This window comes from Clavibacter michiganensis (assembly GCF_016907085.1).
Taxonomy (GTDB): Bacteria; Actinomycetota; Actinomycetes; order Actinomycetales; family Microbacteriaceae; genus Clavibacter; species Clavibacter michiganensis_O.
This window is the reverse complement of record NZ_JAFBBJ010000001.1, coordinates 2338911-2362197: the sequence shown is the minus strand read 5'-3', so window position 1 is coordinate 2362197 and position 23287 is coordinate 2338911. Positions and strand designations below refer to the sequence as shown.

The window sequence follows — 23287 nt, the reverse complement described above, 5'->3', positions numbered from 1 at the left end:
CCCGTGCATCACGCCGCGGGGGCGTGGTGGCGATCAGACGCCGTAGTACAGCTCGAACTCGAACGGGTGCGGGCGCTGCGCGAGGGGCTTGATCTCCATCTCGCGCTTGTACTCGATCCACGTCTCGATCAGATCCGGCGTGAACACGTTCCCCGCGGTGAGGAACTCATGGTCCGCCTCGAGCGCCTCCAACGCCGCACCGAGCGACGCGGGGACCTGCGGGATGCCCTTCGCCTCCTCGGGCGGCAGCTCGTACAGGTCCTTGTCGACCGGCTCGTGCGGCTCGATGCGGTTCTTGATCCCATCGATCCCGGCCATCAGCTGCGCCGCGAACGCGAGATACGGGTTGCTCGACGCATCCGGCGCCCGGAACTCGATCCGCTTCGCCTTCGGGTTCGTGCCCGTGATCGGGATCCGGATCGACGCCGACCGGTTCCCCGCCGAATACACCAGGTTGACGGGCGCCTCGAAGCCCGGCACGAGACGGTGGTACGAGTTCACCGTCGGGTTCGTGAACGCCAGGATCGCGGGCGCGTGCTTGAGGATCCCGCCGATGTACCACCGCGCGACATCCGACAGACCGCCGTAGCCGGCCTCGTCGTAGAACAACGGCTTCCCGTCGTTCCACAGCGACTGGTGCGTGTGCATCCCCGACCCGTTGTCCCCGAACAGCGGCTTCGGCATGAACGTCGCCGTCTTGCCCCACTGCTCGGCCGTGTTCTTCACGATGTACTTGAACTTCAGGATGTCATCCGCCGCGTGCACCATCGTGTCGAACCGGTAGTTGATCTCCGCCTGCCCACCGGTACCCACCTCATGGTGCGCACGCTCCAGGATCAGACCCGCATCGATCAGCTTCAGGCTGATGTCATCACGGAGATCGGCCTGCTTGTCGACCGGGCTCACGGGGAAGTACCCGCCCTTGTACGGGGTCTTGTTCCCGAGGTTGCCGCCCTCCTCCTCACGACCCGAGTTCCACGCACCCTCCTCGGAATCCACCGAGTAGAAGCTCGTGTGCTGGTTCACCTCGTACCGGACGTCATCGAAGATGTAGAACTCCGCCTCCGGCGCGAAGAACGCCGTGTCCGCGATCCCGGACGCCGCGAGGAACTTCTCCGCCTTCTTCGCCACCTGACGCGGATCACGCGCGTAGATCTCGCCATTGCGCGGGTTGTAGATGTCGAAGACCATGATCAACGTCCGCTCGATGCGGAACGGGTCGATGTACGCCGTCGTCACGTCCGGGATCAGCTGCATGTCCGACTCATGGATGCTCGCGAAACCACGGATGGAGGAGCCGTCGAAGGCGATCCCCTCCGCGAAGAACGCGTCGTCGACCGTCGATGCCGGGATCGTGAGGTGCTGCTGCACCCCGGGGAGGTCGGTGAACCGGACGTCGAGGAACTTCACGTCGGTGTCCGTGATGAATTCGAGGACCTGGCTGGTGTCAGTGAACACTCTGTCTACTCTCTGCTTCGATGCGCAGGTGATCGCTGACAGGGACCGATGGCACCGCGAACGACCACCTATACGGGTGGGGTAGGAACCATCAGCAAGCGGTGCGGTTCGAACGGGACGTTCGGGCGGGATCCATCGCCGCCGCGAGTGTAGCCGCCCATGCCGACACGACCGTGTGCGTCGTGCCGAGCGCGACCGCGGGGACCGATCAGTGCCCGGCGCCGAGCTCCCCCGCGAGGCGGCCGTGCATGGCGGCGGACGAGTCGTTCATCCCGCTGATGACGGCGCGCTTGCCGTGCCGCTCGTACTTGTACGTGATGGCGTCGAGCGCCGCGACGGTCGAGGCGTCCCACACGTGGGATCCGGTCATGTCGATGACCACGCGCTCCGGGTCGCCCGCGTAGTCGAACTGCGTCGTGAGGTCGTTGCTGGAGGCGAAGAACAGCTCGCCGATCACGGCGTAGTGCGCGATCGGGGCGCCGTCCTCGTCGGTGCGCTCCGTGCGCTCGACCGTGGCGAAGTGGGCGACGCGGCGGGCGAAGACGATCATCGCGGCGATCACGCCGATGATGACGCCGATCGCGAGGTTGTCGGTGAGGACCACGACGATCACCGTCAGCACCATCACGAGCGTCTCGCCGACCGGCATGCGGCGCAGCGTCGACGGCCGGATGCTGTGCCAGTCGAACGTGCCGACCGAGACCATGATCATCACGGCCACGAGCGCGGCCATCGGGATGATCGCCACGATGTCCCCGAGGCCCACCACCAGGATCAGCAGGAACACGCCCGCGAGGAACGTGGAGATGCGGGTGCGGGCGCCGGAGGCCTTCACGTTGATCATCGTCTGGCCGATCATCGCGCAGCCGCCCATGCCGCCGAACAGGCCCGAGAGGATGTTGGCGCCGCCCTGGCCGAGCGTCTCGCGCGTCTTGCGCGAGGGGGTGTCGGTGATGTCGTCGACGAGCTTCGCCGTCATGAGCGACTCGAGGATCCCGACGAGCGCGAGGGCCAGCGCGTACGGCGCGATGATCCGCAGGGTGTCGAAGGTGAGCGGCACGTCCGGGATGAAGAGGGTCGGCAGGCTGTCGGGCAGGGCGCCCTCGTCGCCCACGGTCGGCACGGCGAGCGCGGTGACGACCACCGCGACGGTGACCACGACGATCGCGACGAGCGGCGCCGGGACGACCTTCGTGATCCGCGGCATCACCACGATGATCGCGATGCCGACGGCCACCAGCGGGTAGACGAGCCACGGCACGCCCACGAGGTTCGGGATCTGCGCCGAGAAGATGAGGATCGCGAGCGCGTTGACGAACCCGACCATGACGCTGCGCGGGATGAAGCGCATGAGCTTCGCGACCCCGAGGAGGCCGAGGACGATCTGCAGCAGGCCCCCGAGGATCACCGTGGCGATGAGGTAGTCGAGGCCGTGGTCGCGCACGACCGGCGCGACGACGAGGGCGACGGCGCCCGTGGCCGCCGTGATCATGGCGGGCCGGCCGCCGAGGAACGCGATGGCGACGGCCATCACGAACGACGAGAACAGGCCGACGCGCGGATCCACGCCCGCGATGATCGAGAACGAGATCGCCTCCGGGATGAGCGCGAGCGCCACGACGAGGCCGGCGAGCACCTCGCGGCTGAGGAGACGCGGGCTCCGCAGCGCCTCGAGGACGGTCGGGCTGGGGTGGCGGACCGCGGGCGTGCGGACGGCGGGCGCGGGCGTGGCGGTCATGTCGACTCCGAGGGAGGAAGAGGAGGGGGCCTGGCCCGGGCACCCTCGTGGGGCGCGTCCCGGTGCGGCTGGCTGGGAGGATGGCGTCGGCCGTCAGGCCGCACAGGACACCCTATCCTGACGTGAGGGTAGGGTCGCAGCGACCGGGAGGACGGCCCATGACCGCGTCGGAGAGCGCCATCACCATGCACATCGGCGAGCTCGCCGAGCGCACGGGCCTGTCCCACCGCACGATCCGCCACTACGACGAGACCGGGCTCCTCCCCGCGTCGGGACGCACGGAGGGCGGCTTCCGCCTCTACACGCAGGCGGACCTCGACACGCTCCTGCTCATCCGGCGGATGAAGCCGCTCGGCTTCTCGCTCGAGGAGATGCAGGAGCTCCTCCGCGTGGTCGAGGGGCTCGCGGACGCGGACGCCCCGGCCGCCGCGCGGGCGGATCTCCGCGACGCGCTGGCCGCGTTCATCGCCGAGGCGGAGCGCCGCCGCGCCAAGCTGGTCGACCAGCTCGCGCAGGCGGACGAGTTCCTCGGGATGCTCCGCCGGCGCTGAGCCGCGGGCGCGTCCGCGGGTGCGGATCCGGTCAGTGGCCGGAGCCGAGGTTGCCGGCGAGGCGGGCGTGCATCGCGGTGGATGCGGCGTTCATGCCCACGATCTCGACCTCCTTGCCGTGCTGGTGGTACTTCGTGGTGATCGCGTCCAAGGCCGCGACGGTGGAGGCGTCCCAGACGTGCGACCCGCTCATGTCGATGAGCACGCGGTCGGGGTCGCCCTTGTAGTCGAACTGGGTGGTGAGGTCGTTGCTCGAGGCGAAGAACAGCTCGCCGTCGACCTCGTAGTGCGCCGTCTCGGTGCCTGCGGGGTCGGTGCTGATGCGGCGGTCGACGGTGGCGAAGTGGGCGACCCGGCGGGCGAAGACGATCATCGCGACCACGACTCCCGCGACCACGCCGATGGCGAGGTTGTGGGTGGCGACCACGATGACGACGGTGAGCACCATGACCGCGGTCTCCCCCACCGGCATGCGCCTGAGGGTCGACGGCCGGATGCTGTGCCAGTCGAAGGTGCCGACCGAGACGATGACCATCACCGCGACCAGGGCGGCCATCGGGATGACGGCCACCACGTCGCCGAGCCCGACCACGAGGACGAGCACGAAGATCCCGGCGAGGAAGGTCGAGATGCGCGTGCGGGCGCCGGAGGCCTTCACGTTGATGAGGGTCTGGCCGATCATGGCGCAGCCGCCCATGCCGCCGAAGAAGCCGGAGAGCACGTTCGCGGCGCCCTGGCCCCAGGCCTCGCGGGTCTTGTGGCTCGGGGAGTCGGTGATGTCGTCGACGAGCTTGGCGGTCATCAGCGACTCGAGGATCCCGACCACGGCCATCGCGGCCGCGTACGGCGCGATGATCTGGAACGTCTCGAACGTGAGCGGCACGTCCGGCAGGAACAGCGACGGCAGGCTGCGCGGCAGCTCGCCCTCGTCGCCGACCCGCGGCACGTCGATGCCCATCACGAGGACGGCCGCGGTGAGCAGCACGATCGCGACGAGCGGCGCCGGCACGACCTTCGTCACCCGCGGCAGCAGGACGATGATGAGGAGGCCCACCGCGACGAGCGGGTAGACCGCCCACGGCACGCCGATCAACTGCGGGAGCTGCGACGTGAAGATGAGGATCGCGAGCGCGTTGACGAAGCCGACCATCACCGAGCGCGGGATGAAGCGCATGAGCTTGGCCACGCCGATCACCGCGAAGAGCACCTGGAAGACGCCCGCGAGGATCACGGTGGCGATGAAGTAGTCGAGGCCGTGGTCGCGCGCGACCGGCGCGATGACGAGCGCGATGGCGCCGGTCGCCGCGGTGATCATGGCGGGGCGCCCGCCGAGGAACGCGATCGAGACGGCCATCACGAACGACGAGAACAGGCCGACGCGCGGATCCACGCCCGCGATGATCGAGAACGAGATCGCCTCCGGGATGAGCGCGAGCGCGACCACGAGGCCGGCCAGCACCTCGCGGCTGAGCATGCGCGGGTCCTTCAGCGCCTGCAGCACGGTGGGCCCCGCGGGTGGTCGGTGGCGGACGGGCGTGAGGGTCGCGGTGCGAGAGGGCATGGAGGGGCTCCGTTCTGTCGCGGGCGTCGCGCCCGCTCTGATGAGGGCTGGGGCGCGTCGGCGCGCGGATCGAGGGCGGCCGCGGCGGCGTGGCCGGGGGCAGCGGGGGAAGGGGATCGGAGCGGGGCTCCTGCACGCTACCCTAACGTAAGGGAAGGGTTGCCGTCACGTCGGGACCCGGAGGAGGGCGGACGACCGTGGGGACCGAGGGGCCGACCGCATCCACCGCGCCGGCCGCGGCGACCCGGACGACGACCCGGACGACGCTCCGCCGCCCCTCCCTCGCCGACGTCGCGGCCCTCGCGGGCGTCTCGAAGCAGACCGTCTCCCGGGTGGTGAACGGCAGCGCCGCGGTGCGACCCGAGACGCGCGCCCGGGTGGCGGCCGTGATCCAGGAGCTCGGCTACCGCCCCGACCAGGCGGCGCGCGCCCTCGCCACGGGCGGGCGGGAGTCCATCGGCATCGTCACCCTCGGCCGGCCCGCCTCCGAGAACGCGGCCATCCGGGATGCGCTCCGGAGCGCGGCGTCGGCCGCGGGCGTGCGGACGGTCGTCGCGGGATCCGAGGGCGAGCGACGGGACGACGTCGAGCGCGCGTTCGCCGACCTCGCCGTCGAGCGGCCGGGCGTGATCGTCGTCATCGGCAGCTCCCCGTGGTCGCGCGCCGCCGCGGAGCTCGTCGCCCCCGGCACCCCGCTCGTGCACGCGGACGACGCCCCCGCGGATCCCGCGGCCGACCCGCAGCGCACCGCCGCCCGCATCGCCACCGAGCACCTGCTCGCGGCCGGCCACACGCGCGTCGGCCACGTCGCCGGGCCCGCGTGCTCCGGGACGGCCCGCCGTCGCGCCGCCGGCTGGCGGGACGCCATGCGCGCCGCCGGCCTGCCGGTCTTCGCGATCGCGGAGGGCAGCTGGTCCGAGCGCACCGGCTACGAAGCGACGCGACGGCTCCTCTCCCGGTGCGCCGTCACGGCCGTCCTCGCGGCCAGCGACGCCACCGCGGTGGGCGCCCTGCACGCCGCCCGCGACGCCGGGGAAGCCGCGCCTGACGGCATCAGCGTCGTGGGCATGGGAGACTCGGGCATGTCCGCGCACTGCGCGCCGCCGCTCACCACCGTGAGACTGGACCTCGCCGCCCTCGGCCGATCCCTGTTCGACCGGGCGCGAGACGGCACCAGCGCGACGCGCGTCGCGTGCGCCCTCGTCGTCCGCGACTCGGTGCGGCACCACCCGCCCTCACCGGCGGCCCCCTGAACATCACCGGAGGCACCGTCTCCACGCACGAACCGCGCGAGCACAGCCCGCGCATCTCGGCATCACCCGCACGACCTGACCAGAAAGGCACCATGCCTCCCACGTCCCACGCCCACGCCCTCGACATCGCCAAGCCCGGGCGCCTGCCCCGCGGCGGCCTGCGCGTCACGCCCCTCGGCGGCCTCGGCGACGTCGGCCGCAACATGACGCTGTTCGAGTACGAGGGCGAGCTGCTCATCGTCGACTGCGGCGTGCTCTTCCCCGAGGAGAGCCAGCCCGGCATCAACGTGATCCTCCCCGACTTCAGCACCCTGCGCGGGCGCCTCGACAAGATCACGGGCATCGTGCTCACGCACGGCCACGAGGACCACATCGGCGGCGTCCCCTACCTCCTGCAGGAGCGGCCCGACATCCCCGTCATCGGATCCCGCCTCACGCTCGCGTTCATCAGCGCGAAGCTCGAGGAGCACAAGATCAAGCCCGTCACCCGCCAGGTGAAGGAGGGCGACCGGATCGCCGCCGGCAAGTTCGACCTCGAGTTCGTGGCCGTGAACCACTCCATCCCGGACGGCCTCGCCGTCGCGATCCGCACGGGCGCCGGCATGGTCCTGCACACGGGCGACTTCAAGATGGACCAGTTCCCGATGGACCGCCGCCTCACCGACCTCGGCGCGTTCGCGCGCCTCGGCGAGGAGGGCGTGGACCTCTTCCTCACCGACTCGACGAACGCGGAGGTCCCCGGCTTCACGACCGCCGAGAAGGACCTCACGCCCGCCATCGAGAAGGTGTTCCGCACGGCGCCCAAGCGCATCGTCGTCTCCAGCTTCGCGAGCCACGTGCACCGGATCCAGCAGGTGCTCGACTCCGCCGAGCAGTACGGCCGCAAGGTCTCGTTCGTGGGCCGCTCGATGGTCCGCAACATGAAGATCGCCTCCGACCTCGGCTACCTGCGCATCCCCAAGGGCCTCGTCATCGACCTCAAGGCGCTGAACAAGCTGCCGGACGACAAGGTCACGCTCATCTGCACGGGGTCGCAGGGCGAGCCGATGGCGGCGCTCAGCCGCATGGCGCGCCGCGAGCACATCATCGAGGTGGGCGAGGGCGACACGATCCTCCTGGCCAGCTCGCTCATCCCCGGCAACGAGAACGCCATCTACGGCGTGATCAACGGCCTCATCCGCTGGGGCGCCGACGTCGTGCACAAGGGCAACGCGAAGGTGCACGTCTCCGGCCACGCCAGCGCCGGCGAGCTCGTGTACTGCTACAACCTCGTCAAGCCCCGCAACGTGCTGCCCGTGCACGGCGAGTGGCGCCACCTCGTCGCCAACGCCGCCCTGGCCGAGAGCACGGGCGTGAAGAACGCGCTCGTCATCGAGGACGGCGTGAGCGTCGACCTCGTCAACGGCCGCGCCACCATCTCCGGCCGCGTCCCCGCGCCCTACGTGTTCGTCGACGGCATGACCATCGGCGTCGCGACCGAGGAGGCCCTCGAGGAGCGCCGCACGCTCGCCGCCGAGGGGCAGATCACCGTGCTCGGCATCTTCGACGAGAAGGAGCAGAAGCTCATCCACCCGGCCGAGCTCATCACGCGCGGCTTCGTGGAGCACGACGGCTGGATCCCCGAGGCCGAGGCCGCCATCAGCACCGCCCTGAAGAACGCGGCCGCCAAGCGCCACCTCGACGGCGTGGCCGCCGAGCGCGCCATGAGCGACGGCCTGCAGCGCTGGCTCCAGCGCCGCCACCGCCGCACGCCGGTGGTCACGGTCATCGTGGTGGACGCCGACTAGCACGACCCGCGGAGACGCGACGAGGGGCGCGTGCGGGCTGAGCCTGCACGCGCCCCTCGTACGATGCTCCGGTGACCACCCGGATCCGTCTCGCCACCGCCCGTGACCTCGACGCGCTGCAGCGGATCGAGGACGCGGCCGACCGCCTGCTCGTCGACCTGCTGGATCCGGAGGACTGGCCGCCCGCGCCGACCGGGGCGTCTCGGGCCGCGGAGCCGGGGTTCCTGCTGGTCGCGGAGGAGACGGCTGACGGATCGGACGCCGCGCTCGTGGGCTTCGCGCACGTGCTCGAGGTCGACGGCCTCGCCCACCTCGAGCAGGTCTCGGTGCCGCCCGCGCACGGCCGTCGCGGCCACGGGCGCGCGCTCGTCGAGGCGTCCGCGGATGAGGCAGAGCGGCGCGGCCACCGGCGGATCACGCTGCGCACCTTCGCGGACGTGCCGTGGAACGCGCCTTCCTACGCCCGCGCCGGGTTCGCCGAGGAGCCGCCCGCGACGCCGTTCCACGCGGCGCTCGTAGACACGGAGGCGCGGCTCGGCCTCGACCGGCTCGGGCGGCGGATCCAGATGGGGCGCGAGCTGGGTTGAGCGATCGTGCGGCCGGGGCCCGACGCCGGCACGCGGGCCGTGTGGAACGCTGAACGCATGATCGACGCGGACGACCTGACGCTGTCCGAGGGCGACCGTCGGCGGCTCATCGTCTGGTCTGCCGCATGCGCGGCGCGGCTCCTCCCGATCTTCTCCGCCGAGCGCCCGGACGACGGCCGGCTGCGCGACGCCATCGCGGGGGCGGCGGCGTTCGCGGACGGATCCGTGGGCGTCGCCGCGATGCGCACCCTCGCCTTCGCGTGCCATGCCGCCGCCCGCGACGCCACGTCCCCGGAGGCGACGGCCGTCGCGCGAGCCGTCGGCCAGGCCGCGGCCGTCGCCCACATGGCCGCCCACGCCCGCGAGATCCCGCGGTACACGCGGAAGGCGCTGACGGGCGAGGCGCTCGTCGCGGAGCTGGCCCGGCAGCGGGAGCAGGTGCCCGCGGACCTCGCGTCGTACGTCTTCGGCTGAGCCACGCGGATCCGCCGCGGGCCTTGCGGCGGGATCGCCGCGTCCGCCACGGTGGATGCATGTCGTCGAGATGAGCACCGCCCACGCTCCCCCTCCACCCGCACCAGGCCGATCCGCCCGGCGCGCCTCGACGACAGGACCCCGCATGACCGCGCACCCCGCGCCCCCCATCCGCGCCTACTCCCCCGCCGACGAGCCCGGCTGGATCCGCTGCCGCGCGCTCTCGTTCCTCGGCTCGCAGTACTACGACGACGTGCAGCAGCGGCGCCCGGAACCGGCCGAGCCGTCGGTCGCGCTCGTCGCCGAGGATCCGGACGGCACGATCGTCGGGATCCTCGACATCGGCGTCGAAGGCGCCCTCGCCACCATCGACACCGTCGCCGTGGACCCCGACCACCAGGGCCGCCGCATCGCCACGAGCCTGCTCGAGGCCGCCGTCCCGCTCCTCGCAGGCACCGGCGCGACCGAGCTCGACGCGTGGACCCGCGAGGATCCCGCCGCGAACGCCTGGTACCAGCGCGTCGGATTCGTCGAGGAGACCAGCTACCTGCACGTCTTCGTGGGCGATGGCGACGACACGACCGGCTTCACGACGCCAGAAGGCCTCGGCCGGCCGGTGCTCGCGTTCCTGCACGCGCCGATCGAGCGCGAGGCGGAGATGCGGGCGCGCTTCCGGCGCGTGCACGTGTGCCGGCGGTACGTGCAGCCGCTGGGCGATCCGCTCGGCTAGCGCGAGCGCCGCAGGGCGACCGCGAACAGCGCCGACATGATCGCGGCGACAGCGGCGCCCACGAGCATCGCGACGCCCATCGCCCGGATGCCCTCCGCGCCGTCCGTCACGGTGAGGGCCAGGACGCCGACCACCGCCTGGCCGACAGCGAGGATGGCCCAGACGATGACGAGGAGGCGGCGGATCGTGCGGATGCGGGCGGGATCGACGGGGTCCGTCACGTCGCAGGCTCCGCGGCGAGGATCCCGCCGACGCGAGCGAACGCGGTGACCTGGTGCGCCTGCCGCTCGGCCCGGACGCCCGGATCCCGGTGGAAGAGCGCCTGTCGCCCGGGGTGGATGGTGCGCACCACCTCGACCCCGGGTCCCGGGAGCGCCGGGTCGAGCACGAGCGCCCGGGCCCAGATCCGCTCGGCGTCGCGGCCCTGGAGCAGCACGACCTCGAGGTGCGGGAGCAGGCGGATCAGCTCGACGAGCGCCTGCGCACCCGCACGGCCCTGCTCGGCGTTCGGGGCGGCGTCGATGTACCAGGGGTAGGCGTTCCACGGCAGCACGTCGCGGTCGCGGATCCCGTGCTCGGCGAACAGCGTCGCCTGGCGCTCGGCGGTCGGGTCGTCGTTCTCGACGCTGAGGAAGCCGGATCCGACGCCGACCTGCGTCGCCGGCCCGGGGTCGCGGAGGACGCTGAGGACCCGCGCGTCGACGCCTCCGTGGTGGGGGGCGACGCCCGGCGCCCATCCCCGTCCGTCGCGGTCCTGGATCGCTGCGACGAACCGGGTGATCGGTGCCATGTGCGGCGCGGCGGCGGCCTCGCGCTCCTGCGCGGCGCGGAAGACGGGGTCGGCCATGCGTCGGGTCATCCCTCGACCGTACGCGGGCGAGCGCGGCCCGCGGAGTGCGGGCGGATCAGCTCCCCGGCTTCTGCAGCTCCCCGGTCACGTACTGGGCGCGGCCGAAGCCGAAGGACCAGTCGGCGGCGGTGTTCTCCACGAAGCCGACGACGAGGTCCTCGCCCGCGACGCCGACCTCGGCGAGGGAGGCCGCGAGGGTGCGGAAGAACTCCTGCTTCTCCTCGGTGCTGCGGCCCGCCTGCGTGAAGATCTGGATGACGACGACCTGCTCGGACCGCTCGATGCCGAGCCCGACGTCGAGGGCCGTGAGGCGACCCGGCGCGTGCTCGGTGACGATCTGGAAGCGGTCGCGCTCCGGGAGGCCGTAGACGTCCACGAGCGTGCGCATGAGCACGTCGCCGATGGCGGCGATCTGCTCGTCGGGTCGTCCCTCGACGAGGTCGATGCGGATGAGGGGCATGGGGTTCCTTTCGGTCGGTCGGGGTTCGGAGGCGGCGCGGAGGACGACGGGCGGATCGCCCGGCCATCACCCCAGGTACGCGAGGACGGCCAGGACCCGGCGGTGGTCCTCGCCCGTGTCCTCCAGGCCGAGCTTCACGAAGATGCTCGTCACGTGCTTCTCGATCGCGCCGGTGCCGATCACCAGGGCCCGCGCGATCGCCGCGTTGGTGCGGCCCTCGGCCATGAGCGCGAGCACCTCGCGCTCGCGCGGCGTGAGCGCGGTGAGGGGATCGCGTCGTCGGGCCATGAGCTGCGTCACCACCTCCGGGTCGAGCACGGTGCCGCCGGACGCGATGCGGCGCACGGCGTCGTCGATCTCCTCGAGCCGGGTCACCCGGTCCTTGAGCAGGTAGCCGATCCCGGCCGTCCCGCTCCGGAAGACCTCCTCGGCGTAGGCGGCCTCGACGTACTGGGAGAGCAGCAGCACGCCGATCCCCGGCACGCGGCGGCGCGCCTCGACCGTGGCGCGGATCCCCTCGTCGGAGAACGTCGGCGGCATGCGAACGTCCATCACGACGACGTCGGGGGCGTCGGCGGCCAGCGCCGCGAGGAAGCTGGCGGCGTCCGCGTGCTGGGCGACGACGTCGATGCCGGCCTCGACGAGCACGCGCGCGAGCCCCTCGCGGAGCAGCACGGCGTCGTCGACCACGACGGCCCGGATGCGCGCTGCATCCCGGCCGTCGTCCATGGTCCCGAGCGTAGCGAGCGGGATGCTCACGCGGCGGGGTCGGGCGAGGAGGCGAACGGGCCGCCCGCCTCGGCGCCGGTGCCCGTGCCGGTGCCGGATCCGTCGGTCGGGACGCCGTTGAGCGTGAGCAGGGGCACGCGCGCGGTGATCCGGGTCGGCCCGCCCTGCGGGCTGGAGATGCTCACGTCCCCGTCGAGCGCGCCGATCCGTCCGACGAGCCCCTCGAGGCCGTGGCCCTCCTGCACGGACGCGCCGCCCCGGCCGTCGTCGGTCACGCGGGCCACAAGGATCCGCGCGCCGTCGAAGTCGCGCATCAGCACCAGCGTGACGTCCGCACGGGTCGCCTCGGAGTGCTTCGCGACGTTGGTGAGCAGCTCGCTGACCGTGAAGTAGACGTTGCGCTCGACCTCGGTCGGGAGCACCAGGGTCTCGGGCAGGTGGACGTCGAGCGCGACGGGGACGGTCGCCCGGGACGCGAGGGCCTCCAGCGCGGCGACGAGCCCGCGGTCGAGGAGGATCGGCGGGGCGAATCCGCGGGACAGCGCGCGCAGCTCCTCGAGGGTGTCGTGCGCGTGCTCGGAGGCCTCGGCGATGAGCGTCCTGGCCCGCTCCGGATCCGTGTCCAGCGCGCGCTCGGCGGCTGCGAGGTCCATGCGGAGCCGCACCAGGCGCTGCTGCGGTCCGTCGTGCAGGTCGCGCTCGATCTGGCGGAGCGTCTGGCCCTCGGCCGTCACGGCTCCGGCGCGGGACTGCTCGAGCCCCTGGACGCGGCGCTCGAGGGCGTCGGACTTGAAGCCGCCGAGGAGAGCGTGGTCGGTCCAGTAGTGGGCGAGCACGGCGCCGCGCGCCCAGAGCGGGAGCAGCACGACGGACAGGATCATCGCCGTCACGCCGAGGACGCCGGCGAGGGCGAAGGTGCGTCCCGCGTCGTAGCCGTGGTCGACGAGGATCTGCTCGAAGCGCCAGCCGTAGCCGAGGATCGCGATGCCGCCGGCGATCGGGCCGAGGAACCCGGCGACCAGCAGGGCGCCCACGCCGAGCGTCACGAACGACACCAGCGGGTAGACGACGACCGCGTGCAGCAGGTGCAGCCAGTAGTGCGGGCTCGCGACGGCCGAGAGGATCCGCGTGGCTCGGTTCTGCTGCCAGCGCGGCGTCCAGTCGACCGGGCGGATCGGCCGGGGCTCGGCCCACCCGATCCGGGCCCGCTCGACGGCGCCGAGACCCCGCGCGGCGAAGAGCGCCGCGAGGAGCGCGACGGCCGCGAAGAGGCCCGACGCGGACCACAGCAGCGAGTCGAAGAGGCTGTAGACCGCGGCGGGGAGCGCGATGTAGACGGTGGCGAGCAGCAGGGCGGTGAGCGCGAGGTAGCCGAAGTCGCGCGGGAGGTGGCGCCAGGCGTCGGCGTAGAAGGAGCGGCGGCGCGCGGGCGGCGTGCCGGCGCCCTCGTCCGTGTCGGCTAGGTCGTCGGCGTCCGCGGGTGCGGCGGGGAGGTCTTCGGGTGGCACGGGCGTCGATTCGGCCTCGGTGGTGGGCGATGTCTCGTTCATGATCCCAGCCTCGCGAGCGCCGGGCACGGGGCCCATCCTGCTCGCTCCCGGATCGGGGGTGGGGGATGCCCCCGTACGACGAGCGCGGTGAGGGCTCCCGGCGACGCGGGGATGACCGCGCGGGCGCCTGCCACCATGGAGGGCGGCCCTGAGCCGAGCCGCCCGCCGAGGCGAGACGAGACGAGACGAGGGACAGGACCCATGAAGTCGGAGCACGAGTTCTTCGCGACGGAGGACATCGAGTGGACCCGCGACCCGGGCAGCCCGGGCATCAGCGAGCGGGTCCTCAGCCGTCAGGGCGACGTCATCCTCACGCGTCTCGCGCGATGGGACCCGGGGCTCGACACCAGCGCGGCGGGGGTCATCCGGCACGCGTTCGTCGAGGAGGTGTTCCTCCTCGACGGCGAGCTGACCGACCTGTCGCTCGGCCGCACCTTCGGCCCTGGCCACTACGCCTCGCGTCGGCCGGGCATGCCGCACGGGCCGTACCGCACGGCGACCGGCTGCGTGATGCTCGAGATCCGGTCGGAGCCGTCTCGCCGCACTGAACATCGCTGACAGCGTCCCCGCTCGGCCCCTGACGCGGCGCTCGCGAGGGTCGCCTCGCCCCGGGGAGCGCCGGTCGGCCACCTGCTGTTCACGTCACGGTCGAGGACCTCCTCCCCTTCGTTGAGGACGAGGCCGCAGGTGGCCGCTCGTTCAGCAGGCGATCCTCCTCACCTACGACGCGGACCGCACGAGCGCATCCGCTGCGCCCTCGGATTGGCCGGACCTCTGGAACGACCCGGCGTACAAGGGCCGGTACGAGAGCGCGAAGAGCATGGGCTCGACCACCGGCCAGGTCCTCGTGGCGAGCATCCTCTCCCGCTACGCCGACCCGAACGGCGAGCTCGGCGTCTCAGCGGAGGGCTGGGACCAGATCCCCATCGCGAACGATCGAACTCGACCTGCACCCTGCCGCTGAGCGTCGGCGTGTGTCGACGCGACTGGTCCGGTAGGGGATCCCTCTCCGGACCACCGCGACGCCGGGCACCATCCGCGGATCCACCCGCCTCAGGAAGGTGGTCCGGCGACTGTTCCGGTGAGGGGACCTCGACTGAGATGAGCCGAGTGCTGTGAATGGCCACCGACAATGAGAGTTATGTCTGGTAGGGGGTCGGGGCACTGGGCCTCGACCTAGCCCTACCGAGGACGCAACGACGACGACGCTCCACCCACAGCCCAGGCCACGTCCCTGCCGCCTGCTCTTTCGCGATCCTTCTACTACAGGCACACCCTGGATACCTCTTGAGAATTGTCGCGTCGTCACCTGGCGATCTGATCGTCTGATTCCCTGAGCTTCCGTGTTTTGAGCTGGGAGCTCTGGGCACCACTGCCGCTGCGGTGGCAATGCCAGGTAAGCCGGAGAAGCAGGCGATTTTCGTCGCAGAAATGGAGTTCACAATGGTCAAGGATCTGACTGCTGTATGGGTCCCGGTCACGGACATGAAGCGGGCCACCGCGTTCTACCGCGATGTTCTGGGTCTCACGATCACGAGCGAGAGCGACACCTGGAGCGAGATCGAGACCAGTGGCGTGGTCATCGGGCTCAACGCCCGCGAGAACGCGGCCGTCTCCGAGCACGGAGGCGCTGTCCTGAGCTTCGAGCCCGATGGCAGCATCGAGGATGAGGTCGCGGCGATGAACGAGAAGGGCGCGGGCATCACGCCGGAGATTAGCGAGAAGCCGTTCGGCCGGATCATGCCGTTCAAGGACAGCGAAGGCAACGACCTCCAACTCGTCACCGCGCAGGAGTAGCGGTCCACGCCCGACATATTCTCAGGCCGCGTAGACACGTCTGCTGAAGCGACTACGTCGGGATCGCGTGCCGCGTCGCTGCGTGCGCGCACCAGGGCATGGGAGATGGCCGGGGAGTCTCAAGAACATGAGACCCTCGGCCATTCCTCTCCAACAAGGCTCTGCGACCCGCTCACCAAAGGCGAAGACATTACCCACTCGGGGGCAGGGGCGTCTCGGCCGGTCGTCGAGCTGGCAGCTGCGGACGGCAGCACACATGAAGACAGGCCGCCGATTCACATCCCCGAAACACACCCGATATTGATCCGACCCACGGACCTGATGGACTGAGATCGTCCTCGGCGAGGGCGCCCGCCAGCTGCACCGCAGCCCCAGCGGGGAGGCACCCTCGATCTCCTGCATCGGCTTCGTGGGTCTGACGCGCCGGGTCGCAGGCCGACCACGGCCACGCGGTCCGCACGATGCTGGCCGCGTCACACCTGCTCAGCAAGGAGACGGAATGTCCAGCGCACTGCTCGTCATCGACATGCAGAACGGTTTCATCCACCCCGACGGATCACTCCCCCGCCTCGGCATGGGGATGCCCGACGTCGACTCGGTCATCGCCGCGAACGCGCAGGCCATCGCCGCCGCACGCGCCGCCGGGATCCCGGTCATCTACACCCGCAGCGTCTTCCGCCCCGGGATGGTCGACCTCCCGATGCGGATGGAGGGCTTCCTCCCGCCGCACTTCGAGCTGCTCGAGCGCGGCAGCTGGGACGCGGACGTCCACGCGGCCCTGACGCCCGCGGAGGGGGAGGCGGTCATCGACAAGAACCGCTACGACGCCTTCCTGAACACACCGTTGGAGCAGGTGCTGCGGACGCTCGGTGCCACGACCGTGCTCGTCACGGGGACGGTCACCTCCATCTGCGTCGAGTCCACGGTGCGGTCGGGATACATGCGCGACTTCGACATGTACGTCGCCTCGGACTGCGTCGCCGGCGCGCCCGGGCAGCACGAGGCCTCGCTGGCCATCATGGACGCGGCCTTCGCGACCGTCCTGCCCTGGAGGGAGGCGATGTCCCGCATCAGCGGCGAGGGAGTGCTCGCCGCCACCGGAGCCTCCGACGCCGACTGACTGCTAGTCACTCTGGCCACCTAGCCACGAACGTAGAGACGGCCTCCGGCACCGAGATGGTGCCGGAGGCCGTCTCCGTCATGCGGTCAGGATCAGTGCACCGGTACCGCGACCTCGGCGTCCGCGCCCTGGGGAAGCAGGTCCGACTTCGAGCCGCGGATGAACACGGCCGCGATGATCGATGCCAGCACCAGTCCGATGGCCGCCGCGAGGAAGGCCACCGAGTAGCCGCTCGTGAAGGCGTCGAGCTCCGATCCGCCGCCGTCGTAGCGGTCGACCGTGGAGGCGTACAGGGCGGTGAACACCGACAGGCCGATCGATCCGCCGATCTGCAGGGCGGAGTTCAGCGTCGCCGATGCGGCGCCGGCGTCCTGCGGCTTCACGCCGGTGAGGGCGAGGTTCTGCAGCGGGACGAAGATGAACGCCATGCCGATGCCCAGGACGATCAGCGCCGGCATCACCTGCACGAAGTAGGAGCCGTCGACCGTGATGCGGCTGAGGTAGGCCAGGCCGACCGCGGAGATCAGCGGCCCGCCGATCATCATGGGGCGCGGCCCCACGGTGGAGAGCAGCTTCGTCGCGACCGGCGCCATGAGCATGATCATCAGCGTCATAGGCAGCGTGGCGAGTCCTGCCGGCAGCGGGTCCATGCCCAGCACGATCTGCAGATGGAACGCCACGTACAGCATGGCTCCGATCAGCACGCTGCCCACGATGGCCTGGATGAGGAACGCTCCTCCTCGGACGGGGTCGGTGACCACGCGGAGCGGGAGCAGGGGCTGGGCGACACGGCTCTCGATCAGGACGAAGAGTGCCAGAAGGCCGGCGCCCAGGGCGAGGAAGCCGATCGTGTCGATCTGGCCCCAGCCGTGCTCGGCGAGGGTGAATCCGTACACGAGCGAGCCGAGGCCGAGGGTCACGGTGACGGCACCGAGCATGTCGTAGCGGTTGTCGCCTTCGGCCTTGCTCTCGGTGACCAGGACGGCACCGCCGATGACTCCGACGATGACGAAGAAGACGTTGACGAGCAGGCACCACCGCCAGTCGGCGAACTCGGTCAGCACGCCGCCGAGGACGAGGCCGACGGCGGCGCCGGCACCCGCGACCGTGCCGAAGACCGCGAAGGCGGTGTTCCGCTCGCGGCCGCTCGGGAAGGTCACGGTCAGCAGTGCGAGGGCGGCGGGCGCAAGCAGGGCCGCGAACACGCCCTGCAGGCCGCGCGCGACGATCAGCTCGGTGCCGTTCTGAGCCAAGCCGCCGATGACGGAGGCGATGCCGAAGCCGATCATGCCCACCATGAAGGTGCGCCTGCGGCCCCAGTAGTCGGCGACCCGGCCACCGAGCAGCAGCAGGGCCCCGAACGCGAGCGCGTACGCGGTGACGACCCACTGGCGCTCGACGTCGCTGAGGCCGAGCTCCTGCTGGGCCTGCGGCAGGGCGATGTTGACGATGGTGCCGTCGAGCACCACCACGAGCTGGGTGAGCGCGAGGACGACCAGCGCCCACCAGCGCTTGGGAGAGGCGGGGGCGTTCGACGCGCCCCGCAAGGGTATGGACGTAGACATAGAGGATCTCCGGGCTTCGATGGGGATGCCGGAGGTTTTCAGCCTCGGACCGACCGCGCGAATGCGCCGAGTCGACCGCACCGATCACAGTCGGTCAGACGGAGACGGTAGCTCACGTGCGCCGACGTACGCACGTGCGCACGGACACTTCCCCAGGCCTTTGTAATGAGATGGTCCTCGAGACCTGGGTCTGGAGGACGCGGGCGATTCCGAGTCGCTGACCTATGATGCGCTCCGCGTCGTAAACCTGGGGGGGGTATTGGTTGGCATGGCCCCTGAAGGGCTCGGCGGCACGGTGATCGCCTGGTCGCGACGAGCTGATCGGGTCGATGTGCCGCGACTCGCCGGCGACGGCGGCTACCTTCGTTGCGTGCGCACCGCCAGCGCTGTCGTGTGGGCGTGCCCCCACCTCGTGCGCCGCTGGTGGACAGCCCGCGGTGCGTTCGACGGGGCTCGTCTAACGTCAGGACCCTCATCAGGCCGGCGCCCTGCGAGACAGCCTCGCAACGCGGCCCCCTGCCGCCTGCAAAGCGGCCCACACGCCGCGGCAGCCACGCCCCCTTCCTCGACCGACCACCGGATGACACGGAGATGCACCCATGGACACACCCGACCTCGCGTTGAACGACGGACGCACCATCCCGCAGATCGGACTCGGGACCTACCCGCTCACGGACGACCAGGTCCGTGAGGTGGTCGTCACGGCGGTCGAGGTCGGGTACCGGCACATCGACACGGCCGCGATCTACGGCAACGAGCGGGGGGTGGGCGAGGGCGTCCGCCGCTGCGGCCTACCGCGCGCCGAGCTGTTCATCACGACCAAGATCGGCAACGACGACCATGGTCGCAGGAGGACCCGCCGCGCGCTCGAGGAGTCGCTGCGGCGTCTCGGGGACGACCACGTCGAGCTCGCCCTCATCCACTGGCCGATGCCGTCGCAGGACCAGTACGTCGAGACTTGGGAGACGCTCATCGAGCTCCAGCGCGAGGGCAAAGCACAGAGCATCGGCGTCTCGAACTTCCGCCCGGAGCATCTCGACCGGATCATCCAGAGCACCGGGGTCACGCCGGCGGTGAACCAGATCGAGGTCAACCCCGTCGTCGCCCACCGGGAGCTGCGCGCGGCCACCGCCGCCCGAGGCATCGCCATCGAGTCCTGGTCCCCGCTCGGACCTTCGACGAACCTGCTCCAGCACCCGGTCGTCCTCGACATCGCCGAGCGCAGCACGAGCACGCCCGCCCAGGTGATCCTGCGCTGGCACCTCGCCCACGGGCTGATCGTCATCCCTAAGTCCGCGTCCGAGGATCGCCTGCGGCAGAACCTCCGGGCCCTCGACGCGACCCTCAGCGCGGCCGACATGGCGGCCCTGGATGGCATGGATCAGGGAACGGCGGCGCGCTACGACCCTCCCCTCGCAGGGGACTGATCGTCACCCCGGTCCCGGGATGACGCCGTCGCGACCCGACGCGGAGCGGGGCAGGACGCCCCGCCCGGCTCCCGCGTCAGTACCGGATCGCGTCGATCACGAAGACCCGCACCGCGACCAGCGCCGGCAGCAGGCCCGCGATCGCACCGACTGCGAGCGATACTCCGAGTCCGAGGATCGCCGCCGACAGCGGTAACGGCGGGAACTCGGTGACGCCTTAGGCGACGTAGGAGAGGATCACCGGGTTCTTCACGACGGCCACGGCGACCACGACGCCGGTCACGCCCGCCGCGACCGTGGCGACGATGCTCCTCATCATCACGGCGAAGAAGATCCGACCCGCGCTCGCGCCGAAGCTGCGGCGCACGCCGATGTCGCGGATCCGCTGCTTCACGGTGACGAGCGAGATGTTCACGAGACTGAGGGCGACGAGAAGCATAGGAGGCACGCATTACGCCCGGTCGGCATGAACCGCCAGCTACGATTACCGCGGATTGGACCACCTGGGATGGACGTGGGGCAGGTCACGATGCCCCCTTCGCCCGGATGGTCCCGAAGAGGTACTCGTAGAGCCCAGCGGTAGCCATGGAGCTCAAGCCGACATCCGGAGCGATCCATGACAACTCTCTGCGAGCTGACCATTTGGCCACTGGCGCTCGGATCGTGACTCCGCGTCTCAGCCGCTTTCCCTGGGTCTTCGCGTACCTCAACAAAGCCCTGCGGAGCGCGACAAGGGGTGCGGAGTGTGTCTACTAGGGGGTCCCTGCCGGAGGTGGGCACATTGCGTAGGCCGATCTTCGGGAGTGTGTCCATCGTTCTTCGGAGGTCTTCGACGGTTACATCGCGCTGGTCGTCGTGCCGGGAATAGCGCCGCAGGGGCGCGGTAGCTTTCTCGACATGAGCGCGCTACCCCTCTCCCAACGCATCGACCGCTCCGAGTCGATAGATCCCGCACCGCTGGTCGGCATCCATTGGCGGCCCGTCGTCCTCGCCGACGTCGATGCTCTCGTGCAGATCGGTGAGAGGATCGCCGAGGCCGACCATCCTGACTGGGTCGACACACGAGAGGACATCCTCGAAGAGCTCGGCCATAGCTACATGGACCTCGCGTCGGATTCGCTCGCCGCCGTGACGGAAAACGGCGAGATCGTCGCATGGGGTCTCGTGATCCATCCTCCGACCCAGGAGACCCTGGTTCGATCCATCCTCACCGGCGGTGTGGCTCCGACCCGACGCGGAGAGGGCATCGGCCGTTCCCTCCTCGCCTGGCAGCATTCGAGAGCCCTGCAGCAGCTCGCGGAGTCCGCGAGCACACTGCCCGGGTGGGTCGTCGTCGCTGCCGACGAGCGCGCCTCGGGTGCCGCATCCACGCTCCGGCATGCGGGATTCGCTCCGAACAGGTGGTTCCAGAACCTCGCACGCACGACGACCGGACCTCTCGAAGACGTCACTGCGCCCGACGGGATCCGCATCGTGGAATACGCTGCCGAGCACTCCGAGGCGGCGCATGCCGCGCGAGACGCGGCGTTCCGCGGACATGGCAGCAGCCAGCCCATGAGCGACGAGCAATGGGACTCGATGACGTCGCTTGAGACGTTCGACCACGGACTCTCTTATCTCGCCCTGGATGACGCGGATCGCGTAGTCGGACTCATCCTGACGCTCCTCACCGAGCATGGAGCGGAGGGCCCTTCGGCCTCGAGCGGCTACGTGTGGGTCATCGGCGTCGTCCCCGATGCACGTCACCGCGGTGTCGCGCGCGCGCTGCTCGCGCAGCACCTCCGCTCGGTGAATGATGCGGGAGTGGATCGGAGCGTCCTCGACGTCGCGACCGACGGAGACGGCAAGGGCCTCGAACTGTTCGAGGGGCTGGGTTACGTTCCGCAGACGGTCAGCGTCAACTACGTCGCCGCCTATTGAGCTTGAGCCTGACCCGCTGGGGTTCTGCGATCGCTTGGCAGCTCGGTGCTAATGGAGAGCATGGGGCCTCGAGGTCAGACCAGCACCTCGGCAGGCACTTCGACCTGCGAGACGCCTCGCAGACAAACGGCTGCAAGGCGCCCCGTCCGGGGAGTGAGGCGTTCTGCCATCGCCGGCTGAAGAGGAACCCTAGTCGCTGCGTGCCTCGAGCTCCGCGGAGTCGTCGACCCCGGCTGCGATCGCTTCGCGTCGGCGCGAACGCAGCGACGGCGCGGCCAGCGCGGCAATGATCGCGAGGGCTCCGACGCCGACGGAGGCCCAGAACCCCATCGTGAACGCGTAGTCCGTCGGAGCCCCCTGTGCTGTCACGTTCGAGGAGATGAGCGCCGCTATGACAGCCGTGCCGACGCTGCTCCCCACCGTCCGGATCACCGTGTTGGCGCTGATGGCCTCGCTGGTCTGCGCGGCAGGGACACTCTCCACGATGGCATTGGAGGTGGCGGCGAGGGCCATGCCGACGCCGACGCCGGTGAGAACGCCGGACAGCAGGATCTGCCAGTCCTCCGCATGCCCGAGCGCGGGGATGACGAATGCGACAGTCACCGCGACCCCGCCGATGACCATGGGGATCTTCGGCCCCATGCGGCGGATCAGGATGCCCGCGACGACACCGGATACGACCATCCCGACGACGGTCGGCAGAAGGTAGAGGCCGGCCTCGCTTACGGACTTGCCGAACCCGTAGCCGAGGAGGGTGGGCAGCTGCAGCAAGGTGGGCACCAGGATGAAGGTGGCGAACATCGCGAATCCGAAAGCAAGCGCCACGATGTGCGCGGTCCAGACCCCACGGTGTCGGAACAGGCGCACGTCGATCAGCGGGTTCGCCGCTCGGAGCTCCACGAACACGAACGCGACGAGGGACACGGCACCGAGCACGAGCAGCCCGACCGTCTTGCCGTCACCCCATCCCCACTTCTCTCCATCGCTGATCGCCAGGAGCAGGGCGACGAGGCCGATGGAGAGGATGCCGGTACCGAGCATGTCGAGGCGACCCGGTGTGCGCACCGGGGACTCCGGGATGCCGAAGATCGCGCCCAGCAGGGCGATCAGCACGAGCACCGCGGGAAGCCAGAACAGCCAGTGCCAAGACAACGTCTCGACGATCGGTCCAGCCGCGACGATGCCGACACCCGCGCCGATCCCGAAGATGGCCGAGAGGAGCCCGATGGTCACGCTCACGCGCTCTCTCGGGAGCTCGTCGCGCACGATCCCGATCGACAACGGCATCACGGCACCAGCGGCACCCTGGAGGATGCGCGCCACGATCAGCACGCCGAGGTTCGGTGCGAGCGCGGCGAGCACTGTGCCGACCAGCAGCAGCGAGAGCACGACGATGATGACCTTCCGCTTGCCGACCATGTCGCCCAGGCGCCCGAGGATCGGAGTCAGCACGGCGGCAGAGAGCAGGTACGCCGTGAGAACCCAGCTCGCGTCAGCGGTCTCGACGCCGAGGTCCGCACCGATGGTGCCGAGCGTCGGCGCGACCAACGACTGCAGTACCGAAAAGGACAACCCTCCCAGCGAGAGGAACAGGATGATCGCCGCGCCGCGGGGCCGAGGAGCCTCCGCATCTTGACCGGTCAGGGTTGGAACCGAGCCTGTGGCAGAGCTGTGTGTGATGGTGGACATGAATCTCCTCAGAATGTAAACGTCTGCTGACCCCGCGAGTC

Annotated in this window: 22 protein-coding genes, 1 pseudogene and 1 riboswitch; of the genes and pseudogenes, 12 read left to right on the top strand and 11 right to left on the bottom strand. The window is 70.6% G+C overall.

Translation table 11 applies throughout. The features are described from left to right. Positions 1-33: 33 nt before the first annotated feature. Both glnA and JOE38_RS11070 read right to left on the bottom strand, forming a co-directional pair. The gene (gene glnA, locus JOE38_RS11075) at positions 34-1458 is read right to left on the bottom strand and encodes a type I glutamate--ammonia ligase (protein ID WP_204576324.1); all 1425 of its coding nucleotides are present in this window, start codon (positions 1456-1458) and stop codon (positions 34-36) included. A gap of 75 nt (positions 1459-1533) precedes the next feature. After that, a riboswitch (Fluoride riboswitch) is annotated at positions 1534-1607 on the bottom strand. 59 nt (positions 1608-1666) lie between these two features. Beyond that, positions 1667-3196 (bottom strand): SulP family inorganic anion transporter, encoded by a 1530-nt coding sequence (locus tag JOE38_RS11070; RefSeq protein WP_204576323.1) that lies wholly within the window; start codon positions 3194-3196, stop codon positions 1667-1669. Positions 3197-3354: 158 nt separating this feature from the next. On the opposite strand from JOE38_RS11070, the gene JOE38_RS11065 reads away from it, so the two are divergent. Beyond that, on the top strand, positions 3355-3747 hold the full coding sequence (locus JOE38_RS11065) for a MerR family transcriptional regulator (RefSeq protein WP_204576322.1): 393 nt from the start codon (positions 3355-3357) through the stop codon (positions 3745-3747). A gap of 31 nt (positions 3748-3778) precedes the next feature. Here the strand turns inward: JOE38_RS11065 and JOE38_RS11060 are convergent, their stop codons facing one another. Next, complete coding sequence (locus JOE38_RS11060) at positions 3779-5308, bottom strand: SulP family inorganic anion transporter (protein WP_204576321.1); 1530 nt, start codon at positions 5306-5308, stop codon at positions 3779-3781. Between the two features lie 197 nt (positions 5309-5505). On the opposite strand from JOE38_RS11060, the gene JOE38_RS11055 reads away from it, so the two are divergent. The 5 genes from JOE38_RS11055 to JOE38_RS11035 all read left to right on the top strand — a co-directional run bounded on the left by JOE38_RS11055 (position 5506) and on the right by JOE38_RS11035 (position 10139). After that, the gene (locus JOE38_RS11055) at positions 5506-6561 is read left to right on the top strand and encodes a LacI family DNA-binding transcriptional regulator (protein WP_204576320.1); all 1056 of its coding nucleotides are present in this window, start codon (positions 5506-5508) and stop codon (positions 6559-6561) included. A gap of 92 nt (positions 6562-6653) precedes the next feature. Further along, positions 6654-8348 carry a ribonuclease J gene (locus JOE38_RS11050; protein WP_204576319.1) on the top strand — a complete coding sequence of 565 codons (1695 nt, stop codon included), beginning with the start codon at positions 6654-6656 and terminating at the stop codon, positions 8346-8348. A 71-nt stretch (positions 8349-8419) separates the two neighbouring features. Then, positions 8420-8935, top strand: coding sequence for a GNAT family N-acetyltransferase (locus tag JOE38_RS11045; protein ID WP_204576318.1), 516 nt, complete (start codon positions 8420-8422; stop codon positions 8933-8935). Positions 8936-8992: 57 nt separating this feature from the next. After that, on the top strand, positions 8993-9409 hold the full coding sequence (locus JOE38_RS11040) for a putative immunity protein (RefSeq protein ID WP_204576317.1): 417 nt from the start codon (positions 8993-8995) through the stop codon (positions 9407-9409). 145 nt (positions 9410-9554) lie between these two features. Then, a complete protein-coding gene (locus JOE38_RS11035) occupies positions 9555-10139 on the top strand; it encodes a GNAT family N-acetyltransferase (RefSeq protein ID WP_204576316.1) in 585 nt (194 codons plus the stop codon). Here JOE38_RS11035 and JOE38_RS11030 read toward each other — a convergent pair. The 5 genes from JOE38_RS11030 to JOE38_RS11010 form a co-directional block, all read right to left on the bottom strand. Next, a complete protein-coding gene (locus JOE38_RS11030) occupies positions 10136-10360 on the bottom strand; it encodes a hypothetical protein (protein WP_204576315.1) in 225 nt (74 codons plus the stop codon). The genes JOE38_RS11035 and JOE38_RS11030 overlap by 4 nt on opposite strands. Further along, positions 10357-10998: a uracil-DNA glycosylase gene (locus tag JOE38_RS11025; protein ID WP_204576314.1), complete on the bottom strand. Its 642-nt coding sequence runs from the start codon at positions 10996-10998 to the stop codon at positions 10357-10359. The genes JOE38_RS11030 and JOE38_RS11025 overlap by 4 nt, the downstream gene beginning before the upstream one ends. 46 nt (positions 10999-11044) lie before the next feature. Beyond that, positions 11045-11449 (bottom strand): tautomerase family protein, encoded by a 405-nt coding sequence (locus tag JOE38_RS11020; RefSeq protein ID WP_204576313.1) that lies wholly within the window; start codon positions 11447-11449, stop codon positions 11045-11047. Between the two features lie 66 nt (positions 11450-11515). After that, positions 11516-12178, bottom strand: a complete 663-nt coding sequence (locus JOE38_RS11015; protein ID WP_239544812.1) for a response regulator transcription factor — start codon at positions 12176-12178, stop codon at positions 11516-11518. 26 nt (positions 12179-12204) lie between these two features. Then, positions 12205-13728, bottom strand: a complete 1524-nt coding sequence (locus JOE38_RS11010; protein WP_204576312.1) for a sensor histidine kinase — start codon at positions 13726-13728, stop codon at positions 12205-12207. A 201-nt stretch (positions 13729-13929) separates the two neighbouring features. Here JOE38_RS11010 and JOE38_RS11005 point away from each other — a divergent pair, with 201 nt between their 5' ends. The 4 genes from JOE38_RS11005 (at position 13930) to JOE38_RS10990 (ending at position 16645) form a co-directional block, all read left to right on the top strand. Next, positions 13930-14286: a cupin domain-containing protein gene (locus tag JOE38_RS11005; RefSeq protein WP_204576311.1), complete on the top strand. Its 357-nt coding sequence runs from the start codon at positions 13930-13932 to the stop codon at positions 14284-14286. A 262-nt stretch (positions 14287-14548) separates the two neighbouring features. Then, on the top strand, positions 14549-14692 hold the full coding sequence (locus JOE38_RS16110; RefSeq protein ID WP_374191162.1) for a hypothetical protein: 144 nt from the start codon (positions 14549-14551) through the stop codon (positions 14690-14692). A 479-nt stretch (positions 14693-15171) separates the two neighbouring features. Then, the gene (locus JOE38_RS10995; protein WP_204576310.1) at positions 15172-15525 is read left to right on the top strand and encodes a VOC family protein; all 354 of its coding nucleotides are present in this window, start codon (positions 15172-15174) and stop codon (positions 15523-15525) included. Positions 15526-16024: 499 nt separating this feature from the next. Continuing rightward, positions 16025-16645: a cysteine hydrolase family protein gene (locus JOE38_RS10990; protein ID WP_204576309.1), complete on the top strand. Its 621-nt coding sequence runs from the start codon at positions 16025-16027 to the stop codon at positions 16643-16645. A 92-nt stretch (positions 16646-16737) separates the two neighbouring features. On the opposite strand, the gene JOE38_RS10985 is transcribed toward JOE38_RS10990, so the two are convergent. Continuing rightward, on the bottom strand, positions 16738-18192 hold the full coding sequence (locus tag JOE38_RS10985) for an MFS transporter (RefSeq protein ID WP_239544811.1): 1455 nt from the start codon (positions 18190-18192) through the stop codon (positions 16738-16740). Between the two features lie 617 nt (positions 18193-18809). Here JOE38_RS10985 and JOE38_RS10980 point away from each other — a divergent pair. After that, positions 18810-19637 (top strand): aldo/keto reductase, encoded by an 828-nt coding sequence (locus JOE38_RS10980; RefSeq protein WP_204576307.1) that lies wholly within the window; start codon positions 18810-18812, stop codon positions 19635-19637. Between the two features lie 76 nt (positions 19638-19713). Here JOE38_RS10980 and JOE38_RS16105 read toward each other — a convergent pair. Next, positions 19714-20076 (bottom strand): annotated as a pseudogene (locus tag JOE38_RS16105) (ABC transporter permease); the annotation flags it as partial. A gap of 458 nt (positions 20077-20534) precedes the next feature. Between JOE38_RS16105 and JOE38_RS10970 the strand changes: the two are divergent. Next, positions 20535-21557, top strand: coding sequence for a GNAT family N-acetyltransferase (locus tag JOE38_RS10970; RefSeq protein ID WP_194683853.1), 1023 nt, complete (start codon positions 20535-20537; stop codon positions 21555-21557). A 189-nt stretch (positions 21558-21746) separates the two neighbouring features. Here JOE38_RS10970 and JOE38_RS10965 read toward each other — a convergent pair whose 3' ends face one another. Further along, positions 21747-23246 (bottom strand): MFS transporter, encoded by a 1500-nt coding sequence (locus JOE38_RS10965; RefSeq protein WP_204576306.1) that lies wholly within the window; start codon positions 23244-23246, stop codon positions 21747-21749. Between the last annotated feature and the right edge of the window lie 41 nt (positions 23247-23287).